20 protein-coding genes are annotated in these 21,954 nt (G+C 32.4%); 12 read left to right on the top strand and 8 right to left on the bottom strand.

Features of this window, described 5'->3' with window-relative positions:
• Positions 1-10 precede the first annotated feature (10 nt).
• The 5 genes from OLM52_RS10520 (at position 11) to OLM52_RS10500 (ending at position 6,907) form a co-directional block, all read left to right on the top strand.
• Positions 11-1,246, top strand: coding sequence for a M23 family metallopeptidase (locus OLM52_RS10520; RefSeq protein ID WP_264548466.1), 1,236 nt, complete (start codon positions 11-13; stop codon positions 1,244-1,246).
• A complete protein-coding gene (gene pgi, locus OLM52_RS10515; RefSeq protein ID WP_264548465.1) occupies positions 1,246-2,883 on the top strand; it encodes a glucose-6-phosphate isomerase in 1,638 nt (545 codons plus the stop codon). The genes OLM52_RS10520 and pgi overlap by 1 nt, the downstream gene beginning before the upstream one ends.
• Before the next feature lie 211 nt (positions 2,884-3,094).
• A complete protein-coding gene (locus tag OLM52_RS10510; protein ID WP_264548464.1) occupies positions 3,095-5,824 on the top strand; it encodes a TonB-dependent receptor in 2,730 nt (909 codons plus the stop codon).
• A 100-nt stretch (positions 5,825-5,924) separates the two neighbouring features.
• Positions 5,925-6,359 (top strand): hypothetical protein, encoded by a 435-nt coding sequence (locus OLM52_RS10505; RefSeq protein WP_264548463.1) that lies wholly within the window; start codon positions 5,925-5,927, stop codon positions 6,357-6,359.
• Between the two features lie 47 nt (positions 6,360-6,406).
• Complete coding sequence (locus tag OLM52_RS10500) at positions 6,407-6,907, top strand: septal ring lytic transglycosylase RlpA family protein (RefSeq protein ID WP_264548462.1); 501 nt, start codon at positions 6,407-6,409, stop codon at positions 6,905-6,907.
• Here the strand turns inward: OLM52_RS10500 and OLM52_RS10495 are convergent, their stop codons facing one another.
• Entirely contained in the window at positions 6,908-7,378 is a 471-nt protein-coding gene (locus OLM52_RS10495; protein WP_264548461.1) for a CYTH domain-containing protein, read from the bottom strand.
• A 78-nt stretch (positions 7,379-7,456) separates the two neighbouring features.
• Here OLM52_RS10495 and OLM52_RS10490 point away from each other — a divergent pair, with 78 nt between their 5' ends.
• The gene (locus OLM52_RS10490) at positions 7,457-9,487 is read left to right on the top strand and encodes a site-specific recombinase (protein WP_264548460.1); all 2,031 of its coding nucleotides are present in this window, start codon (positions 7,457-7,459) and stop codon (positions 9,485-9,487) included.
• A 4-nt stretch (positions 9,488-9,491) separates the two neighbouring features.
• Entirely contained in the window at positions 9,492-10,595 is a 1,104-nt protein-coding gene (gene dinB, locus OLM52_RS10485) for a DNA polymerase IV (protein ID WP_264548459.1), read from the top strand.
• A gap of 45 nt (positions 10,596-10,640) precedes the next feature.
• Here dinB and OLM52_RS10480 read toward each other — a convergent pair whose 3' ends face one another.
• Entirely contained in the window at positions 10,641-11,216 is a 576-nt protein-coding gene (locus OLM52_RS10480; RefSeq protein ID WP_264548458.1) for a hypothetical protein, read from the bottom strand.
• 170 nt (positions 11,217-11,386) lie between these two features.
• Here OLM52_RS10480 and OLM52_RS10475 point away from each other — a divergent pair, with 170 nt between their 5' ends.
• The gene (locus OLM52_RS10475) at positions 11,387-11,902 is read left to right on the top strand and encodes a PAS domain-containing protein (protein WP_264548457.1); all 516 of its coding nucleotides are present in this window, start codon (positions 11,387-11,389) and stop codon (positions 11,900-11,902) included.
• Between the two features lie 194 nt (positions 11,903-12,096).
• On the opposite strand, the gene pyk is transcribed toward OLM52_RS10475, so the two are convergent.
• The 5 genes from pyk to OLM52_RS10450 form a co-directional block, all read right to left on the bottom strand.
• Positions 12,097-13,527: a pyruvate kinase gene (gene pyk, locus OLM52_RS10470; protein ID WP_264548456.1), complete on the bottom strand. Its 1,431-nt coding sequence runs from the start codon at positions 13,525-13,527 to the stop codon at positions 12,097-12,099.
• Between the two features lie 4 nt (positions 13,528-13,531).
• The gene (locus OLM52_RS10465) at positions 13,532-14,005 is read right to left on the bottom strand and encodes an IPExxxVDY family protein (protein ID WP_264548455.1); all 474 of its coding nucleotides are present in this window, start codon (positions 14,003-14,005) and stop codon (positions 13,532-13,534) included.
• 103 nt (positions 14,006-14,108) lie between these two features.
• Positions 14,109-14,852 (bottom strand): ribonuclease III, encoded by a 744-nt coding sequence (gene rnc / locus OLM52_RS10460; protein WP_264548454.1) that lies wholly within the window; start codon positions 14,850-14,852, stop codon positions 14,109-14,111.
• 4 nt (positions 14,853-14,856) lie between these two features.
• Complete coding sequence (fabF, locus tag OLM52_RS10455; protein WP_264548453.1) at positions 14,857-16,110, bottom strand: beta-ketoacyl-ACP synthase II; 1,254 nt, start codon at positions 16,108-16,110, stop codon at positions 14,857-14,859.
• 198 nt (positions 16,111-16,308) lie between these two features.
• The gene (locus OLM52_RS10450) at positions 16,309-16,545 is read right to left on the bottom strand and encodes an acyl carrier protein (RefSeq protein WP_007137004.1); all 237 of its coding nucleotides are present in this window, start codon (positions 16,543-16,545) and stop codon (positions 16,309-16,311) included.
• A gap of 173 nt (positions 16,546-16,718) precedes the next feature.
• Between OLM52_RS10450 and purN the strand changes: the two genes are divergently transcribed.
• From purN to OLM52_RS10430, 4 genes are all read left to right on the top strand, one after another.
• Positions 16,719-17,279, top strand: coding sequence for a phosphoribosylglycinamide formyltransferase (gene purN, locus OLM52_RS10445; protein WP_264548452.1), 561 nt, complete (start codon positions 16,719-16,721; stop codon positions 17,277-17,279).
• Between the two features lie 81 nt (positions 17,280-17,360).
• Positions 17,361-17,840: a ribonuclease HI gene (gene rnhA / locus OLM52_RS10440; RefSeq protein WP_264548451.1), complete on the top strand. Its 480-nt coding sequence runs from the start codon at positions 17,361-17,363 to the stop codon at positions 17,838-17,840.
• Positions 17,841-17,924: 84 nt separating this feature from the next.
• Positions 17,925-18,854 carry a PfkB family carbohydrate kinase gene (locus OLM52_RS10435; RefSeq protein WP_264548450.1) on the top strand — a complete coding sequence of 310 codons (930 nt, stop codon included), beginning with the start codon at positions 17,925-17,927 and terminating at the stop codon, positions 18,852-18,854.
• Positions 18,855-18,934: 80 nt separating this feature from the next.
• The gene (locus tag OLM52_RS10430) at positions 18,935-20,833 is read left to right on the top strand and encodes an amidophosphoribosyltransferase (RefSeq protein ID WP_264548449.1); all 1,899 of its coding nucleotides are present in this window, start codon (positions 18,935-18,937) and stop codon (positions 20,831-20,833) included.
• 450 nt (positions 20,834-21,283) lie between these two features.
• Here the strand turns inward: OLM52_RS10430 and OLM52_RS10425 are convergent, their stop codons facing one another.
• Positions 21,284-21,892: a superoxide dismutase gene (locus OLM52_RS10425; protein WP_264548448.1), complete on the bottom strand. Its 609-nt coding sequence runs from the start codon at positions 21,890-21,892 to the stop codon at positions 21,284-21,286.
• Between the last annotated feature and the right edge of the window lie 62 nt (positions 21,893-21,954).

The raw sequence follows: 21,954 nt of genomic DNA, 5'->3' as shown, positions 1-21,954 counted from the left end.
ACAAACAACATTGAGATATTTAATAACAGCACTTTTCTTTGTTACTTTTTTTACAGCATGTAATTCAAAAGAAGAGAAAGAAATTAAAAACCAAACAGTAAAAAAAGAGCCTATAATCAAAGAATATGGGTTCACTTTTAATGATTATAAAGTTGTAAAAGACACCATTCGTTCAGGGGATACTTTTAGCGCAATTTTACAAAAACACCCTTTAAAAGATAGTCTTAAAATTCACGATATTACAGAAAAAGTTAAAGATTCATTCAATGTTAGAAAAATAAGAGCTGGAAAACCATATATCTTATTTTTAGACAAGAAGAAGCCTAATAAACTACAAGCTCTAGTTTATATTGAAGACCGAATCAATTATACGGTTATTGACTTTAGAGATTCATTAGTGGTTTCCAACAAGCAAAAACCAACAATTGTTAAGCGAAGAATTGTTGCAACAGAAATCGAAGGCTCGCTTTCTGAAACACTAAGCAACTCAGGAGTTAGTCCGGCGTTGGCACCTAAATTAGCCAATATTTATGCCTATACAATAGATTTCTTTAAAATTCAAAAAGGAGATAAATTTGCCGTTATAATCAATGAACGATTTATTGATGATTCTATATATGTTGGTGTTGAAAGTATTGAAGCTTCTTATTTTGAACACAAAGGGAAAAAAATATTTGCTTTTCCATATAAACTGAATGAAAATCAGAAAAGAGAAGATTTTTATGATGAAAACGGAAAAGGCTTAAAAAGTATGTTCCTAAAAGCACCATTAGATTATTTTAGAATTTCATCTCGCTTTTCAGGTAAACGATTTCACCCGGTTCAAATGCGATTCAAAGCGCACAACGGAACAGATTATGCCGCACCACACGGAACACCAATTAAAACAACAGCTTCAGGTGTAGTTGAACGAACAGGATATACGGCAGGAAATGGAAATTTTGTAAAAGTTAGACACAGTTCAACGTATTCTACACAATATTTACACATGTCTAAGATTTTAGTTCGAAATGGGCAAAGCGTTTCACAAGGTCAAATCATCGGAAAAGTTGGAAGTACTGGTTTAGCAACTGGTCCACATGTTTGCTATCGTTTTTGGAAAAATGGGGTTCAAGTTGATCCATTACGATTAAAATTACCCAATACTGAACCTATGGGGAAAACAGATAAGCAAAAATATTTAAAGTATATTGAACCACTTAAAAAAGAGTTAGATAGTATCACTGCAATAAAATTTAAAGAATAATGGCACTTCATAGTAAAAATCCATCTCAAACAGATGCTTGGCAAAAAATTCAATCGCATTTTGAAACAATGAAAAGCGTTCAGATGCAAGAATTATTTGCAAACGATAATAATAGGGCAGAAAAAATGCACATGCAATGGAATGATTTTTTGGTAGATTATTCAAAAAATATTGCAACCCAAGAAACAATCGATTTGTTACTAGAATTAGCGCATCAAGTTGATTTAAAAGATGCTATTTCAAAATACTTTAAAGGAGATTTAATCAATCAAACTGAAGACAGAGCTGTTTTACATACTGCTTTGAGAGCAACTGAAAATTCGGCCGTAATGGTTGATGGAATCAATGTAATGCCTGAAATTTTTTCGGTTAAAAATAAAATTAAAAACTTTTCAAATGAAGTAATTACAGGAGAAAGAAAAGGTTTTTCTGGTAAACAATTTACAGATATCGTAAATATCGGTATTGGTGGTTCAGATTTAGGACCAGCTATGATAGTTGAGGCATTGCAATTTTACAAAAATCATTTAAATGTACATTTTGTTTCTAATGTAGATGGTGATCACGTTAATGAGGTTATCAAAAAATTAAATCCAGAAACAACACTTTTTGTAATAGTTTCAAAAACGTTTACCACGCAAGAAACCTTATCAAATGCAGAAACCATTAGAAGTTGGTTTTTACAATCAGCAACACAAGAAGATGTAGCCAAACATTTTGTAGCTGTTTCAACAAATATCAAAAAAGTAACCGAATTCGGAATTAACCCTGTTAACGTTTTTCCAATGTGGGATTGGGTTGGCGGTCGTTTTTCATTATGGAGCGCGGTTGGATTATCAGTTAGTTTAGCAGTAGGATTTGACAACTTTGATAAGTTGTTAAAAGGTGCAAATGACATGGATGAGCATTTCAAGAACGAATCTTTTGATAAAAATATCCCAGTAATATTGGCTTTATTGAGTATTTGGTATAACAATTTTTTTGGAGCTGAAAGTGAAGCTTTAATTCCTTATACTCAGTATTTACAAAAGTTGGCTCCGTATTTACAACAAGGAATAATGGAAAGTAATGGAAAAAGTATCGGTAGAGATGGTAAACCAGTTAATTATCAAACAGGAACAATTATTTGGGGTGAGCCTGGAACTAATTCACAACACGCATTTTTTCAATTAATTCATCAGGGAACAAAGTTAATCCCAACAGATTTTATTGGTTTCAAAGAAGCATTGTATGGCAATAAAGACCATCATGATAAATTGATGTCTAACTTCTTTGCTCAAACCGAAGCGTTATTAATGGGAAAAACCGAAGCACAAGTAAAAACCGAGTTTGAAACGCAAGGAATAACTGCTGAAAAAGCAGCATTTTTAGTACCATTTAAAGTTTTTTCTGGAAATAAACCAACAAACACCTTATTAATAAACAAGCTTACACCGGAATCTTTAGGCGCTTTAGTAGCTTTATATGAACATAAAATCTTTGTACAAGGCGTTATTTGGAATATCTTTAGTTATGATCAATGGGGTGTAGAACTCGGTAAACAATTAGCCAACACAATTTTAGAAGAAATAGTGACTAAAAAAGTGACACAACATGATAGTTCAACTACGTTTTTATTGAAAAAGTATCTAAATTAAAGTAAAATTACTAAGAATTATAAAATTCCTCAATTGAAAAATTGGGGAATTTGTTTTTTTTAGCACTTTTAATCCATGAAAAACCAAAAAAAACGTTAAAATGTTAAACGATTGTTTTTTAATGCCTTGAATGGTTTTGTTAACATTAACTTAACACTAGAAATAAATTCTTGTGTGAAATTTGCTGAAAATATTTTAAAAAACACAGCAAATGAAAATTTTTAAAAATGCATTACTTTTTGGGTTTATTTTTTTAACTAGCCTAACGGTATTTTCACAATCAAAAATTACAGGAGTAGTAGTTGATGGTGAGTTTAATCAACCATTAGCAGGTGCAAGTGTTGTTGTAAAAGGAACAACAGCTGGAACCGCTACAGATTTCGATGGAAAATTTGAAATTTCAACTTCAGAGAAAGCTGGAGTTATTGTAGTTTCTTTTTTAGGTTATGAAACTAAAACAGTTTCATATACAATTACGGGTAATTCACTTAATTTAGGAAACATCGTTGTTTCACCAGATGCTGGTCAATTAGATGAAGTAGTTGTTGTAGGTAGAGGTATTATTGACCTTGCAAAAGAACGTAAAACACCTATTGCAGTTTCTACAATTAAAGCAGCAGAGATTCAAGCTAAAGTAGGTACAGCGGATGTAACTCAAGCTATGGTTAACACTCCATCAGTTTATGTTGCTGGTCAATCTGGAGGTTATGGAGATTCAAGAATAACAGTTCGTGGTTTTCAACAAGACAATACAGCATTCTTATTGAATGGTCAGCCAATTAATGGAATGGAAGACGGAAAAATGTATTGGTCAAACTGGTCTGGAATGTCTGATATTGCAAACTTTATTCAAGTACAAAGAGGTTTAGGTTCTTCTAAATTAGCAATTTCTTCTGTAGGAGGAACGGTTAACTTTGTTACAAAAGCAACAGATAAAAAAGAAGGTGGTTTTGTATCAATGGGTGTTGCTAATAGCGATTATTTTAAGTCAACTGCGGCATACAATACAGGTATGAATGCAAAAGGATTTGGTATGAGTATTATGATGTCTCACTGGCAAGGTGATGGATACAACCAAGGAACAAGAGGTGAAGGTCAAAATTATTTTATTTCTTTTGGATACAAACCAAATGAAAAACATAATTTCAACTTCTTAATCACTGGTGCTCCGCAATCTCACGATCAAAATTTCACAAAAAGAATTTCTGATTATTTAGGTTTTGGTAGAAAATATAATAACAATTTTGGTTATTTAAACGGACAATATATTTCTGAAAGAACGAACTTCTATCACAAACCAGTAGCTAATTTAAACTGGGATTTCAATATCAATAGTACAACTTCATTATCTACTGTTTTATATGCATCATGGGGTCGTGGTGGTGGAACTGGTAACTATGGTGGAGGAAAAAGAAGTATTTCTCAGTTAAACCCTTACACTGGATCAAACCAAAGTACATATATTGACTTTGATCAAATTTATGCAAATAATTTAGCAGACGCTGATGGAGTTGGTACTGGATCAAACTATGCCATAAGAGCCTCTATGAATAACCATGCATGGTACGGAATTGTATCTAATTTCAAAAAAGAGTTAAACGAAAACTTAAATTTAAATTTTGGCTTAGATTTAAGAACTTATAATGGTGATCACTACCGTCAAATTTCAAACTTTGTAGGATTAAATGGTTGGTCAGAAAGTAGATTTTTAAGAGATAACAATCACGTTATTCCTAATCCAAACACATTACCAAGTGCAACTAATACTGTAAATCAATCCTATAATATTAATCCTTGGTATGCCTTTTTTAATGTTGCAGATGATAATCAAAAAATTGATTATGATTACAGTGAAACTATCTCTTATGGAGGAGTTTTTGGTCAATTAGAATATTCAAACGACAATTTTTCAACTTTCTTCCAAGGGTCAATTTCTAATCAAACTCACCAACGTTTTGATTATTATGATTACCAAAAAGAATTCCAAGATTCTGAAAAAATTTCTAACGTAGGGTATAATGTTAAAGGTGGGGCTGCATATAATTTTGCTGAAAAGCATTCTGTTTATGCAAATGCTGGATTCTATTCTCGTCAACCATATCATGATAACATTTACTTAAACTTTACAAATCAAGTTAATCCATTAACTGAAAATGAAAAAGTATTAGGTTTAGAAGCAGGTTATACTTATAAATCAAAAATATTTACAGCAAGTTTAAATGGATACAGAACGACTTGGGAAGATAGAGTTGTAACTACTTCAACTGTACAAGCTGCAGATGGAACTATCGGAACTACTCCTGTACTTGCTGGTGATGTAATTTTCACTTCTAATCAAGGAGTAAAACAAGTTCACTCTGGTTTAGAGTTAGATTTTGTAGTTAAACCTTTAGCTACTTTAGATATCAAAGGTTTTGCTTCATTTGGAAATTGGGAATATGAAGGAAAAGCGTTCAGCAGAAGATTTGATGAAAATCTTAACCTTTTAGTTGAAAATGAAACTGATCTTGACGGAGGAAAAGTAGGTGATGCTGCTCAAACAACATGGGGATTAGGCGCTAGATACGAAATTTTTGAGCGTTTTTCAATCGATGCAGATTGGAGAAACTACGATAAATTATATTCAAATGTAGCTGCTAAAGATAATTTAGAATTACCAAGTTATGATTTAGTTGATGCGGGTATTTCATATAAAATGTTAGTTGGTAAAGAAAAACAAAATTCAGTTAACTTTAGATTTAACATGAACAATGTTTTTGATGAAGTATATTTATCAGAATTAACTTCTAACATTAAAACTACTGATAATATAAGCTCTTCAAACCCAGGTTTAGGAACTTATCAATCAAATGGTAGAGTTTATAAAGGAGTAGCAGATGGTAACTTTGGTTACTTCGGTTTAGGTAGAACTTGGAATTTTACTATCCGTTATAATTTCTAATTTATAGTAGAAAATAGTTTTAAAAAACCTCTTACTCACTTTTTTGAGTAAGAGGTTTTTAATTTTTACTATATTTGTAATTCACCAATAAAAATAAACTATGAATCAAGCACTTCTTAACGTTCACTCTTATTTAGCTTATGCTGCATTGGCTTTGTTAGTTTTAGCCTCTATTAATGCGATTTTAGGACTAACATCTAAAAAATTATTCACAGACAAAGACTTGCGTATTTCGCTTTTCACAATGATTATTTGTCACATTCAGTTATTAGTTGGTTTAATTGTTTATTTCGTTTCTGAAAAAGGATTTAAAGCATTTGCAATCGAAGGCGCAATGAAAAATTCAGAATTGAGATTAACCATGTTAGAACATCCTCTTATCAACATTATCGCCTTAGCATTAATTACAATTGGTTGGTCTAAACACAAAAAAGAAGAAAGTAATAATGGTAAATTCAAAAAAATTGCCATTTTCTATACGTTAGGATTAGTATTGATTTTATCACGTTTGCCTTGGAGTAGCTGGTTAAATTAATCGTTTGGTACACTATTTGGTAATAGGTTTAACAAAAACAGAAAATAATGAACAAAAATATCATCATCGTATCGTTTGTGTTGCTTATTACAATTCTATTGAGCTTTTCTAATAAGACTAAAACCAGTTTTATTAGAGAAGCTTCTTTATTTGACACAGTAAAGAAAAAAGATTCGCTGCGCATCCTTGATTCGGTAAAAGCGGTAGATTCAATTAAAATTGCAGATTCAATTGCTAATTTAAACACACGCCTCTTCAAAAAAAATGTAGAAGCGTCACATTATTCGGATAAATTAAACGGAAGAAGAACAGCAAGTGGAAAAGTATTTCACAACAACAATTACACTGCAGCTCACAAAACATTAAAGTTTGGAACTAAAGTCAAAGTCACTAATATTGCAAATAATAAAAGTGTAATTGTAACCATCACAGATAGAGGCCCATTCACCAAACATCGAGAAATTGACATGGCAAAAAAACCTTTTTTAGAAATCTCTCATAACAAAGGTAGAGCACCTTTACGTGTTAATATCGAAATTGTCGAGTAATTATCTCCAAGTACAAAAAGGATGTTCGCTTAAATACGAATTGTAGTATTTTTTGTCGCCAGTAACTTCTTTACCTAACCATTTTGGTTGCTCAAAAAACTCATCTTCAGAGGAAAGTTCCACTTCGGCAATAATTAATCCTTGATTTTCACCTGAAAAAACATCAACTTCAAACGTGTGTTTTCCAAGCGGAATTTCATATCTAATTTTGTCGATAATACCGCTTTCACATAATTGGAGTAAGGCTTCGGCTTCAAAAAGGGTAATTTCTTTTTCCCACTCAAATCGAGAGGTTCCACTTTCGTTTCCTTTTCCTTTTATGGTTAAATAGCCATTGTTTCCTTTAATTCGTACTCGAACAGTTCGCTCAGGATTTGAGTTCAAATAACCTTGTACAATTCTATTATTTACTGTGCTTTCTTTGATAAAATCTGTTGATTCAACTAAAAATTTGCGTTCTATTTCTTCCAAAATTTAGGATTTATTTAGGTAACTAAAGTACGAAAAAAATGTTTCTATTCGTATATTTACAATTATTAGAAGAAAAGTATGAATATAGCCAGAAGAAAAAACACCAATACATTTGAAGAAATTTGTCATACCTATTTTAATGAACTTCAACTATGGAAAAATGAAGAATATAACGAAGACATCGTTGTTGCTTTAGTAAATACCATTAGACCAAAAAAGCCTAAGGCCGTTGAAGTTGTAGATGTTTCAAATGTGTTACATTTTTTTATCGAATATCCACAAATAAAAGAAAATTTCGTAGTTTTTTTAAAATCAATTTTACAAGGAAGAAACTTTGATTCTATTTTAACTGATGCTGGAATTTTACAAGACACCGATTTTATTTACGAAGTGAAAAAGCGAATTTTCGCAAAAATTTTACCATACCAAGCACCAAAAGAAACGCTGCAATATTTACTAAATCAGATTTTCTTTCTAGATTCTGATCCTATTTGGGTGAATAAAATTCCAAAAAAACAACTTGAAGAACTTTTCGAAATATTTGGTTTTTCTGGAATTTATGAAGCAATCGACGAAGGCTCAGTTTTGTTTGAAGTCATGCAAGCCATGAATTTATTATCACAACGAACCAGCGGAAGAGCCTTAGAATCTGAAGTATTAAAAATGGTGCCTGAATATGCCAATTTAGAAAGTCCGTTTGCCGCTTTTGAAAAAGAATTATTTGCTATTGAAAAAACCATAAAACAGAAAGACAGCAATTTTTATATTGCTTCAACAGACATCAACTACAAGCAATTATTGGTTTTGTATAAGCAATGTAACGAATTTGTAGAAAAAGCGTTTCAAAACTCTTCTAAATACGGAATTTCGCTACGTGTAAACCAAAACTTGTTGCGCATCAAACAACAATTGTATCGTTTAGGTGTTTTATTGCCCCTTTTAGTGATTGATAAACCTGATGAAAAGAAAACCAAAAGCATCGAATTAGCCATAAAATTGATTAAATACAATTGTCAAAAAACAAATGTTCGAAAATTAATCAACGAAAGCACGCAATTATTATCATACGAAATTACGCAACACACTGCAAAAACAGGCGAGCATTACATTACTGAAAGTAAAACAGAATATTTCAAAATGTTGTATGCTGCACTTGGTGGTGGTTTAATTGTGGGTTTTTTGTGTGTTTTTAAATTATTACTCTCAAAAATAGAAACCAGCGATTTTGGGCATGCTTTTTTTTATAGCTTAAACTACTCGTTTGGCTTTATTGTAATTTATTTGCTGGGATTTACTTTAGCAACAAAACAACCGGCAATGACAGCTGCCGCGTTAATAACAGCTTTAGAAGATGGATTGAAAAAAAATTCCCTTTCGGCAGATGAAAAACATAAAAGTTTTGCCAAATTATTTGCCCGTTTATTTCGTTCACAGTTTATCGCCTTTGTCGGAAACGTTGCCATGGCTTTTCCAGTTTCGTTGTTAGGCATTTGGTTAATTGACATCACGTTTCATTATAATATTGCCGAAGTTAAATGGAATAAGTTAATTGGAGATTTGAATCCAATTCATTCCATGGCGATTTTTCATGCTGCAATTGCTGGATTTTTCTTGTTTTTATCTGGAATAATTTCAGGAAGTATTTCTAACCGAGACAAACATTTTGAAGTAAAATACAGGATCGAAGAACATCCATGGTTAAAAATGACATTCGGAAAAGAACGAACTAAAAAAATGGCCAATTGGTATGATAAAAAATGGTCGGGTGTGATTTCAAATTTTTGGTTTGGTATTTTTTTAGGAAGCACCGCTTCGGTTGGCTTATTTTTAGGCTTAAATTTAGACATTCGTCACATCACTTTTGCTAGCGGAAATTTAGCGTTAGGACTTTATGGTGCAAATTATGAGGTAAGCAACACCATGTTATTTTGGGGAATTTTCGGTATCGGAATCATCGGATTAGTTAATTTTTTAGTTAGTTTTGGATTGTCTTTAGGATTGGCTTTTCGCTCCAGAAATATTCCAATAGCTGAATTAAAACCTATTTTTGCATCCATTAAGAGAAGATTTTTAAGTAAACCGATGAGTTTCTTTTTTCCAACGGAGTAAAATTATGGAACAGCAACCTTTGCAACGGAAAATTATTCACATCGATATGGATGCGTTTTATGCATCTGTGGAACAATTGGATAATCCCCAACTCAAAGGAAAGCCATTGGCAGTAGGAGGAAGCGAAGTGCGAGGTGTAGTTTCGGCAGCAAGTTATGAAGCGCGAAAATTTGGTGTACGAAGCGCCATTAGCGGTATTCAGGCAAAGAAATTATGTCCTGATTTAATTTTTGTGCGCCCACGATTTGACCGCTATAAAGAGATTTCTAAAAAAATCAGAAAAATTTTCCTCGATTATACGGATTTAGTAGAACCCTTATCGCTTGACGAAGCATATTTAGACGTAACCGAAAACAAAAAAGGAAATCCCAGTGCAACTCTAATTGCTCAAGAAATCAGAAAGCGCATTTTTGAAGAAGTTGGACTTACAGCTTCGGCAGGAATTTCGGTAAATAAATTTGTAGCAAAAATTGCGTCCGATTACAACAAACCCAACGGACAAAAAACGGTAAATCCGGATGAGGTTGAACCCTTTTTAGAAAAATTAGATGTTAAAAAGTTTTATGGCATTGGCAAAGTCACCGCTGAAAAAATGTATCAATTAGGACTTTTTACCGGTTTTGATTTAAAACAAAAACCATTAGAATATTTAGAAAAGCACTTTGGAAACAGCGGTTTACATTATTACCAAATTGTACGGGGCATTCACAACAGTGCAGTAAAACCCAATCGGAAAATAAAATCAGTGGGAGCCGAACGCACATTTAATGAAAATTTGTCTTCCGAAATTTACATGGAAGAACGCTTGCTAAACATTGCCAAAGAACTCGAAAAGCGCATGCAAAAAAGCAAAATATCTGGAAAAACGATTACATTAAAAATCAAATATTCCGATTTTACCCTGCAAACCCGAAGTAAAACGTTGCCTTATTTTGTAAATGATAAAGCCATTATAGCTGATGTTGCAAAAGATTTGTTGTACCAAGAACGCTTAAAAAACTCCGTACGATTATTAGGAATTTCGGTACATAATTTAAACAACGAAGAAAAAACCAAAACCATTTTACCACAAAAAAGCGTTTCAGTACAATTGCGGTTTGAGTTTTAAATTTTAACTAAAAGGTTAGAAAAACTCCAGCAATGGGTTTTTATGCTATTTAATATTAGAATAGAATTCTTGAAAATTATTTGTTATTTCTTTTAAAATTTTCGTTGATAAATTTACAAATTCATTTAAAATTTTTTGGGTATCTAAGACTAGATTAAATATTTCATCACATTTTAAATCGTTTATTGAATTAAAGAATTCTTCAGAATTTTCATTTCGATGCCCTATAACATCATTTCTTAAACCACTTAGAATTGATTTGCGTTTGTTTATTTCTTTGTATGATTTTCTGTTTTCCAAAATTTCTTCTTCTAGATGAGAAAACATATTGTTTGAATCAATAAACATGTAGAATTTTGATTTCATTAGTTTGTGTACTTTTTCAAGATGCTCATTCAGTATTAAGATCATCGATCGCACATAAAATCTTTTCTGCCAATCAAATTTTGAATTTAAATAACCATCTATGACAACGTCTAAATCTAAACTTGTTATGGAATTGAAAACACATATATCATAAAACTCTTCAAGAGATTTAATCTTCAATGATTTTGATAATTTTTTATTATCGATTTGCTTTAGTAAATCAATTATTTTTAAATCATAATTTGCCTCAATCATAATTATTTTATTTTTTGTAAATGTATATAATTGCTCTTTATAAAATGTTTTAAAAATTGAGCTAAGTCATTGATTTTTTAAATTCTCCCCACTTAAACAAGCGTTAAAGTTCATTTTAAATCGTTGTTGATTTGTTTTTCTTTTTAGTTTTGACAAAAATAGTATCGAATATGGAGTTTAAAGTGTATGACGCTGCTTTCGCAAAGCAACACAATACGGCAGCAATTATTGGAATGCCTTTGGTGTCTTGGGATATTTATTCACAATTTTTATTTCAAACCAATGCGCTAATTAATGATGTGAATTCATTAAACCAAATTGCAACTAAAAACCAATGGAAATCAGTTTGGGATTTTAAAGAAAACCTACAAGATAAGACGGTAATTGTGGTTACTGATGCGCAGTTGAAAATTGTTTTTGCAACCAAAAACATCAAAAAAATGAACGGATATACTCCAAACGAAATTGTTGGAAAGTCTCCAAAAATGTTTCAAGGTGAAGAAACCGATTTACAAGTAAGTAGCGAAATAAGACAAGCGATTATTAATAAAGTTCCTTTTGAAAAAAATGTTATTAATTACTGCAAAGACGGTTCGTTATATAAATGTCACATCAAAGGTTTTCCTGTTTTTAATCACAAAGGAGAAGTAACAAACTTTATTGCTTTTGAAAAAATAGCAGCTTAAAACTAACTCAATAGTTAAACGACAACGTTTGTTAAACTGAACTCGTTTAACTACGTAGAATCTTCTATTTCAGCTTCTAGTTAATTTGATTTCAAGTGGAGAGATTCTGAATCGAGCTCAAAATCACAACTATGATAAAATAAAAACGAGTGCTAAATTTCTTAGCACTCGTTTTTTTATTCTATAAAGTGAGCTTATTCTATTTCAGAAACCCTCAAAGTGTTTACCATTCCTTTATCAACTACTGGCATGGCAGCTAAATTGATTAACATATCACCTTTGTTAACGTATTTTTTTTCTAAACATATTTTATTAATGTCTTCGATAGTGTCATCAGTACTTACTAATTTGTCGTAAAAGAAAGCTCTCACACCCCATAAAAGGTTTAATTGTGTTAAAATTCTTCTATTAGATGTAAATACTAAAATATGTGACTTTGGTCGCCAAGCTGAAATTTGAAATGCAGTGTAACCCGAATTTGTTAGAGTGGTTACTGCTTTTGCATTAATTGCATCGGCCATAACTGCAGCATGATAACAAATTGATTTTGTAATAAAACGTTTTGTTCTTACATGCGGTTGTGTTAATGGTACTTTAATTAATGGTGAATCTTCTACACTTTCAATAATTCGTGTCATTGTTTCAATTACTTCTACAGGATAATTTCCTACGGAAGTTTCACCAGATAACATCACTGCATCAGCTCCGTCCATTACCGAATTGGCAACGTCGTTCACTTCGGCACGTGTTGGTGTTAAGCTTGTAATCATAGTTTCCATCATTTGTGTGGCCACAATTACTGGAATTCGAGCTGTTTTTGCTCTATGAATTAGTTTTTTCTGAATTAACGGAACTTCTTCCGCAGGAACTTCTACTCCTAGATCACCACGAGCAACCATCAATCCGTCACAGAAAGCAACAATTTTGTCGATGTTTTCTACGGCTTCTGGTTTTTCAATTTTGGCAATAATTGGAATTTTATGATCTGAATGTTTTGCAATTAAATCTTGTAATTCTTCTAAGTCTTTTGGTGTTCTCACAAATGAAAGCGCAATCCAATCTACTTTATTTTCTATAGCAAAAATAGCGTCTTTAATGTCTTTTTGAGTTAAAGCGGGTAACGATACCTTTGTATTAGGTAAGTTAACTCCTTTTTTAGATTTTAACGGACCTCCTTGAACAACTACGGCTTCAACCTCGGTATTTTTATCGGTTTTGGTAACTTCAAAAATTAATTTACCATCGTCCAATAAGATTCTTTCTCCTGGATTTACATCTTTTGGAAACTCTTTGTAGTTCATGTATACTCTAGAAGCAGTTCCTAAAATATCTTCGGCAGTGGTGAACGTAATGATATCTCCTTTGCTTACCACAACATCTTCTTTCATAACTCCTACGCGAAGTTTAGGCCCTTGTAAGTCGCCTAATATTGAAGTAGTATAGCCAAATTCCTCGTTTAATTCTCTAATGATACTAATTCGCTCAGAAACATCTGTGTAGTCTGCGTGAGAAAAGTTAATTCTAAAGACATTAACTCCAGCATCAATCATATTTTTTATTACTTCTTTTGAACTACAGGCAGGACCTAGTGTAGCTACAATTTTAGTTTTTTTATTCGTTGGCATTTTATTAAAAAATTAAATTATTTTTAGATTTTAAGTTGGTTGTGTCAATGGTATAAACGGTGGTGATGTTTTTTATAGATAAAATTTTTTCAATCATTTCATCTTCATCAAAGTCATGATCAATGTTTTCAATTTTTAAGAGATAGTCAGCTTTTTTAAATTCGGGTAATAAAAAAACAGTTATTTCTACATTGTCAAACAGTTGGGAAGCCTTGTTTTTAGAAGTTAAAATGGTGGTTTTGTTTTCTATTAAACTCCAAACAACATCGTTTTTATCATCATCAAATAAAAAATTACCAAACGAGCTTTTTCCTTCCGGAATTGCGATTTCGATATTTGAATTGTTTTTTTTAAGCTGAGTGCCCAAAACGCTATTCAATAAAAAAGCCAATTTGTAATCTTCTAAAGTTGAATGAATTGCAATTAACTCATAATCATCTGAAATAAAATCGTTTATTTGAATTTTATGAATTGCCATTTTTTCACAATTAGATTGTAAATATAGTATTAAAATCGGTTAGAATTTAACAGTTTAGCTGTTCTTAACGTTAATTTAGTAACTCAAACGTTTGAGTATTGAATTATTTTTGAGAAATTTTTTCTTGCAAGGCAAAATAGGCTCTTTGTGATGCTTTTTCTTCTGCTTTTTTCTTTGAAGTTGCTCTTGCTCGAGCAATAATTTTTTGGTCAATTATCAATTTCACGCCAAAATATTTTTGCCCTTCAATGCCGTTATCTTCCACAAAATCAAATGCAAAAGAAATTTTTTCTTTTTGACACCATTCGATAATTAAACTTTTGTAGCTAATTACTTTTCCTTCTAATTTGGCAATATCAACATATTGTTTGATGATTTTTGTACGAATAAATTTCTCGCAATATTCAAATCCTCTATCCAAATAAATGGCTCCTATGAATGCTTCAAATAAATTTCCATGAATATTTTCGCCAAACTGACTCGAATTGACTTTACTTTCTACAAAACTGACCAAATTAAAATCGCGACCTAATTCGTTTAAGTGTTCTCTACTCACAATTTTAGAACGCATTTTTGTCAAATAACCTTCATCTCCCGAAGGTACTTCATTGTATAAATGAGCGGCAATCACGCTTCCTAACATGGCGTCGCCAAGAAATTCTAATCGTTCATAGTTAAACGGGTTTCCTTTATCGTCAATTTTATTTGTAGAACGATGTGTAAAGGCTTTTTGGTAATATTTCAATTCTTTAGGTTCGAAACCAAGAATTTTGGTGATTTTTTCAAAAAAAATCCCGTCTTCTGGAGAACGGGAATTTTTTGTTATTTTTTTGAATAAACGACGCATGTAATTAGTCTTCTAATTTTTTAAATAAAACACACGCATTATGACCTCCAAAACCAAAAGTATTACTCATAGCAACTTTGATTTCACGATTTTGTGCTTTGTTCAAAGTTAGATTTAATGAAGGATCAATGTTTTCATCTACCGTGGTATGGTTAATCGTTGGAGGAACAATGCTGTTTTTCATGGCTAAGATAGAAGCAATAGCTTCAATAGCACCAGCTGCTCCAAGTAAGTGACCTGTCATTGATTTTGTAGAATTGATGTTAATGTTTTTAGCATGATCACCAAAAACATGGCTAATAGCTTTCAACTCAGCAACATCTCCAAGAGGCGTTGAAGTTCCGTGTGTATTGATATGATCAACCATTTCAGGTGTCATTCCAGCATCACGTAACGTGTTTTCCATAACGGCAATAACGCCAATACCTTCAGGATGTGGTGCGGTTAAATGGTAGGCATCAGATGACATTCCACCACCGCCAACTTCACAATATATTTTAGCACCACGTGCTTTTGCATGTTCATATTCTTCTAAAACTAATGCGCCTGAACCTTCACCTAAAACAAACCCATCACGAGTTGCATCAAAAGGTCTCGAAGCTGTTTCTGGACTATCGTTTCTAGTTGATAAGGCATGCATTGAGTTAAATCCGCCCATTCCTGCAATAGTTACAGCTGCTTCAGAACCACCTGAAATAATTACATCACACATTCCTAAACGAATATAGTTAAATGCATCAATCAAGGCATTTGCAGAAGAAGCACAAGCCGAAACAGTTGTATAATTTGGACCCATGTAGCCATTTCTCATAGAAATATGAGCTGGAGCAATATCGGCAATCATCTTAGGGATAAAAAATGGATTAAACTTTGGTGTTCCATCACCTTTAGCATAATACATTACTTCGTCTTGGAACGTTTCTAAACCACCAATTCCAGCTCCCCAGATTACACCAACACGTTGTTTATTAACGTTTTCACTTGTAATTCCAGCATCTTTAATAGCTTCGTCACTGGCAGCAATGGCATATTGCGCAAATTTATCCAATCTACGAGATTCTTTACGATCCATATAATCCTCAATGTTGAAGTTTTTAACCTCACAAGCAAATTTGGTTTTATGTTTTTCAGTATCGTAATAAGTTATTGGAGCAGCACCGCTTTTTCCAGTAATTAAACCTTCCCAATATTCTTGGATATTATTTCCGATTGGAGTTAATGCCCCAAGACCGGTTACAACAACACGCTTTAATTGCATAGTTTTTAATTTTCAATTGATATAAAAAAACCCATAGTGCTTTTAATAATAACTAAAAGAAACAATGGGTATTACATATTTTTTTATTTTATGATTGTAATACAATCAATGTTTGCAAAATCTTACTAAAAAGATTTAAAACTGAAAGTAAAAAATAATAACATCCATGAAAGTTTCCTCTCATGGATGCCTTAGATATTATTTTTTAGCTTCCTCGATGTAAGAGATAGCTTGACCTACAGTAGCAATGTTTTCAGCTTGGTCGTCTGGAATTTGAATATCAAATTCTTTTTCGAACTCCATAATAAGCTCAACAGTGTCTAATGAATCAGCTCCTAAATCGTTTGTGAAGCTTGCTTCTGTTACAACTTCGTTTTCGTCAACACCTAATTTGTCTACGATAATCGCTTTTACTCTTGATGCAATGTCTGACATAATCTTTTAATTTTTAATTTAATTTGTTGGCAAAAATAAAAAACTTTATTTTAAAACAACCTTTTTGTTACTAAATATGACTACGAATTTAAAAAAAATAATTCATAAAGGCTTCTTTTTTTTATTTTTTACCAAATATTATTCTTTTTTTTGTGGGAAGAAATCAATAAGAAATGAAAAATATTGTGCTTTTTGCTTCCGGAAACGGTTCAAATGCCGAAGAAATAATCAGGTATTTTAAAAAAAATAACCAAGGAACGGTAGTCGCTATCTTTTCTAACAAACCAGATGCCAAAGTGTTAGATAGAGCAAAAAATCATAACATTCCTTCAGTGGTTTTTTCAAAAAGCCAATTAAATGAAGGTTTTGTATTGGAAAAATTACAACAGTATCATCCCGACTTAATTGTTTTAGCTGGATTTCTTCTAAAATTTCCCGAGTCTATATTAAAGGAATACCCAAAAGTGATCAATATTCATCCTGCGTTATTGCCAAAATATGGTGGAAAAGGCATGTATGGGATGAATGTGCATCAAGCGGTTTTGGAAAATAATGAAAAAGAAACCGGAATTACCATTCATTATGTAAACGAACATTATGATGAAGGCGAATTTATTTTTCAAAAATCAGTCAATATCGAAGATTGCAAATCGGCTGAAGAAATTGCGAATAAAATACACGAATTAGAACATCAGCATTTTCCTGAAGTAATAGGAGGATTATTACAAGATTAGATTTTTAGACTTCTTAGAAAGTCAAACATCACACTTCTATATCTTAAGGAATCTAATAAGCCAACAATCAAAAAATCTAAAATGTCACACGAAGTCCACATATATACAGACGGCGCTGCCAAGGGAAATCCTGGTCCGGCTGGCTATGGCGTGGTGATGGAAATGGTAGGAACGCCTTATAAAAAAGAATTTTACGAAGGTTTTCGATTGTCGACCAATAATAGAATGGAATTGTTAGCAGTAATTGTCGGTTTAGAAAAATTAAAAACACCAAAAACAAAAGTTTTAGTAGTTTCTGATTCTAAATACGTGGTGGATGCAGTAGAAAAACGCTGGGTCTTTCAGTGGGAAAAAATAAACTTCAAAGCCAAGAAGAATCCTGATTTATGGATTCGTTTCTTAAAAATCTATCGCAAACACCAAGTCGATTTTCAGTGGGTTAAAGGACACAACAGTCATCCTCAAAATGAACGTTGCGATGAATTAGCTGTTATGGCTTCGCAACAAAGCAAATTATCGATTGATGAGTTTTATGAAAGAGAGGAAGGAAAGTTGTTGTAGAAAAGATGAAAACTTTCAGCTTATAACCTTTTGCAACTCTGCAACTAAAAGATTATCTTTGCACCTTATTTCAAATTCAATTTAATGAACAAACTATTAATAGTAGGAACAGTAGCTTTTGATGCTATTGAAACGCCTTTCGGAAAAACAGATAAAATTTTAGGTGGAGCTGCAACTTATATTGGTTTAGCGTCTAATTTTTTTAATGTAGATGCAGCAGTAGTTTCTGTAGTAGGAGAAGATTTTCCAAAGGAATATTTAGATTTATTAGAAAATAAAGGAGTAAATATCGAAGGAATTGAAATCGTAAAAGGAGGAAAAACATTCTTTTGGAGTGGAAAATACCACAACGATTTAAATTCCCGTGACACTTTAATTACAGAATTAAATGTTTTGGCCGATTTTAATCCAGTTGTGCCTCAAGCGTATAAAAATTCAGATGTAGTTTTATTAGGAAACTTACATCCAATAGTTCAATCAGGCGTTTTAAATCAAATGACCGAACAGCCAAAGTTGATTGTTTTAGATACAATGAACTTTTGGATGGATTGTGCGTTGCCAGAATTATTAGACGTTATCAAACGTGTTGATGTAATCACAATCAATGATGAAGAAGCACGTCAGTTATCTGGAGAATATTCTTTGGTAAAAGCAGCGGCTAAAATCCATACTATGGGACCAAAATATGTGGTTATCAAAAAAGGAGAACATGGAGCGTTATTGTTTCACAACAAAGACGTATTCTTTGCTCCAGCATTACCACTAGAAGAAGTGTTTGATCCAACAGGTGCTGGTGATACATTTGCAGGTGGTTTTGCAGGTTATATTGCGCAATCTGAAAATATCTCGTTTGACAACTTGAAAAACGGAATTATTCATGGTTCAAACTTAGCCTCTTTTTGTGTGGAGAAATTTGGAACAGAAAGAATGGAAAATTTAGATAAAAAAGAAGTGAATGCGCGTTTGCTACAATTCAAAGCATTAACGCAATTTGAAATCGAATTAGAAGAATAAAAACGTGCCTCGAAATTTCGGGGCATTTTTTGTTTCAAAAAGAATAAGAATTACAACAACCTACAATAACACAACAACTTATGAGTGACGCTATACAACACGAATGTGGAATTGCATTACTACGATTAAAAAAACCGTTAGAATTTTATAAAGAAAAATACGGAACCGCTTTCTATGGTGTACAAAAAATGTATTTACTTATGGAAAAGCAACACAACCGCGGTCAAGACGGAGCTGGTTTAGCGAGTATTAAATTGGATGTAAATCCAGGTGAAAGATACATCAGCCGTATTCGTTCTAACGACCCGCAACCTATTAAGGATATTTTTGCTCAAATTAACGATAGAATCAGTCGCGAGTTAGAAGAACATCCAGAATATCAAAACAATGTGGCGCTTCAAAAACAAAATATTCCGTATTTAGGAGAAGTGTTTTTAGGTCACGTTCGTTATGGAACTTTCGGCAAAAATAGTATTGAAAGTGTTCACCCTTTTTTACGTCAAAACAATTGGATGCATCGTAATTTAATTGTTGCTGGTAATTTCAATATGACTAATGTTAAAGAGTTATTTCAAAACTTAATTGATTTAGGACAACATCCAAAACAAATGGCCGATACTGTTACCGTAATGGAAAAAATCGGACATTTCTTAGATGATGAAGTTACTGAATTATACAAACAATGCAAGTTGGAAGGATTTTCTAAACAAGAAGCATCCCCAATTATTGGTGAACGATTAAATGTGCAACGTATTTTAGAACGTGCTTCTCGTAATTTTGACGGAGGATATGCAATGGCTGGACTTTTTGGTCATGGCGATTCATTTGTATTACGCGATCCTGCCGGAATTCGTCCAGCGTATTTCTATGAAGATGATGAAATTGTGGTGGTTGCTTCGGAACGTCCTGTAATTCAAACGGTTTTCAATGTGCCTTTCGAAAAAGTACAAGAATTAACACCAGGAAGTGCCATCATTATCAAGAAAAATGGAAATGTTTCCATTCAAGAAGTCAGAACACCTTTAATCAAAAAAGCTTGTTCATTTGAACGCATTTATTTTTCTCGTGGAAGCGACGCCGAAATCTACAGAGAGCGTAAAGAATTAGGAAAATTAATTTTTCCAAGTGTTTTAAAAACAATTGATAACGATACGGATAATACGGTTTTTTCGTTTATTCCAAATACAGCAGAAACTTCTTTTTATGGAATGTCTGAAGCGGCTCAAGATTTTTTAAATCAGCGAAAAGCAAAAATGATTATCGAGCAAAAAGATACCTTAACGGAAGATTCATTGAAAGAATTACTTTCGGTTAAAATTAGAACTGAAAAAATCGCGATTAAAGACGCCAAATTAAGAACGTTCATCACCGAAGATAGCAGTCGCGATGATTTAGTTGCGCATGTTTATGACGTTACGTATGGTGTAGTAAAACCAACCGATAATTTGGTAATTATTGATGATAGTATTGTACGAGGAACTACCTTAAAGCAAAGTATCATTAAAATGATGGATCGTTTGCATCCTAAGAAAATTGTTGTGGTTTCTTCAGCACCTCAAATTCGTTACCCAGATTGTTACGGAATTGACATGGCTAAATTAGAAGGATTAGTTGCGTTTAGAGCGGCTTTAGATTTGTTGAAAGAGCGCAATTTATATCATATTGTAGAAGAAGTATACCAAAAATCAAAAGCACAAGAAGACTTTAATGATGCTGATGTAGTGAATTATGTAAAAGAAATCTATGCACCATTCACGGATCAAGAAATTTCTGATAAAATTGCACAAATGCTTACACCTGAAGGCACAAATGCTGAAGTAAAAATCATTTATCAAACAGTAGCTGATTTACACATTGCTTGTCCTAAGAATTTAGGAGATTGGTACTTTACAGGAGACTATCCAACCAATGGTGGAAATAGAGTTGTAAACCGTGCTTTTATGAATTTTTATGAAGGAAAAGATGCTCGCGCCTATTAAAAAGTGCATTTCATCGACTTTTTATTTCGTTTAACAATTTTTTTATAAAATAATAATATCTCGATATACTTTAGCTCTACCAGAAAATTAGTAGGTTAAGTTTTATGGTAGATTTGGGGCAAAAAGGGTGAAAGCAATTTCTCCCTTTTTTTTATTTTAAAAATGTTAATTTCATTGTAAAAGTTTCATTTTTAAGGTGTTTAATACTGCAAAAAGTGTAGTTCATCGATTATTTGTGTTGTTTAACAATTTTTTTATGCTTGCATACTATCTTACCATAATTTAGTTAAACCAGAAAATTAGTAGGTTAAGTTTTATGGTAGATTTGGGGCAAAAAGGGTGAAAGCAATTTCACCTTTTTTATTTTCAAAACACAAATTGGTAAAATACAACAAAAGCCGAAGAGTCGCCATACTCTTCGGCTTTTTAGTTATACTATAATAGTGATTTCTATTTTTCTGTTGCGTATCTTCTTGCAACTTCTGTCCAGTTAATCACGTTAAAAAAAGCTTCAACATAATCAGGACGACGGTTTTGATAGTTTAAATAATAAGCATGTTCCCAAACGTCAAGTGCTAAAACAGGTGTTCCTCCACAACCAATCCCTGGCATTAATGGATTGTCTTGATTAGCCGAACTGCAAATTTCTAATTTTCCTCCTTTGTGTACGCACAACCAAGCCCAGCCAGAACCAAAACGAGTTGCAGCTGCTTTAGCAAATTGCGCTTTAAATTCTTCAAACGATTTGAAATCTCTTTCAATTGCTTCTGCTAATTCACCTGTTGGTAAACCACCACCGTTTTGCGACATAACAGTCCAAAATAAATTGTGATTGTAAAAACCTCCACCATTATTTCTAACTGCTGCATTGTTTGGATCTAAGTTGATTAAAAGGTTCTCAATAGTCATGCCTTCTAAATCCGTTCCTGCAATAGCAGCATTTAAATTTGTAGTGTAAGCATTGTGATGTTTTGAATGGTGAATTTCCATTGTTCTAGCATCAATATGTGGTTCTAATGCATCATATGCATAAGGTAATTGTGGTAATTCAAAAGCCATAATATTTTATTTTTAGATTAGTAATATTTTCACCAAATTTACAAATTAAACTTCGGAATCAA

Source organism: Flavobacterium sp. N2820 (assembly GCF_025947285.1).
GTDB lineage: Bacteria > Bacteroidota > Bacteroidia > Flavobacteriales > Flavobacteriaceae > Flavobacterium.
The sequence above is the reverse complement of the archived record's forward strand: the minus strand, read 5'-3'. Positions and strand labels throughout refer to the sequence as shown.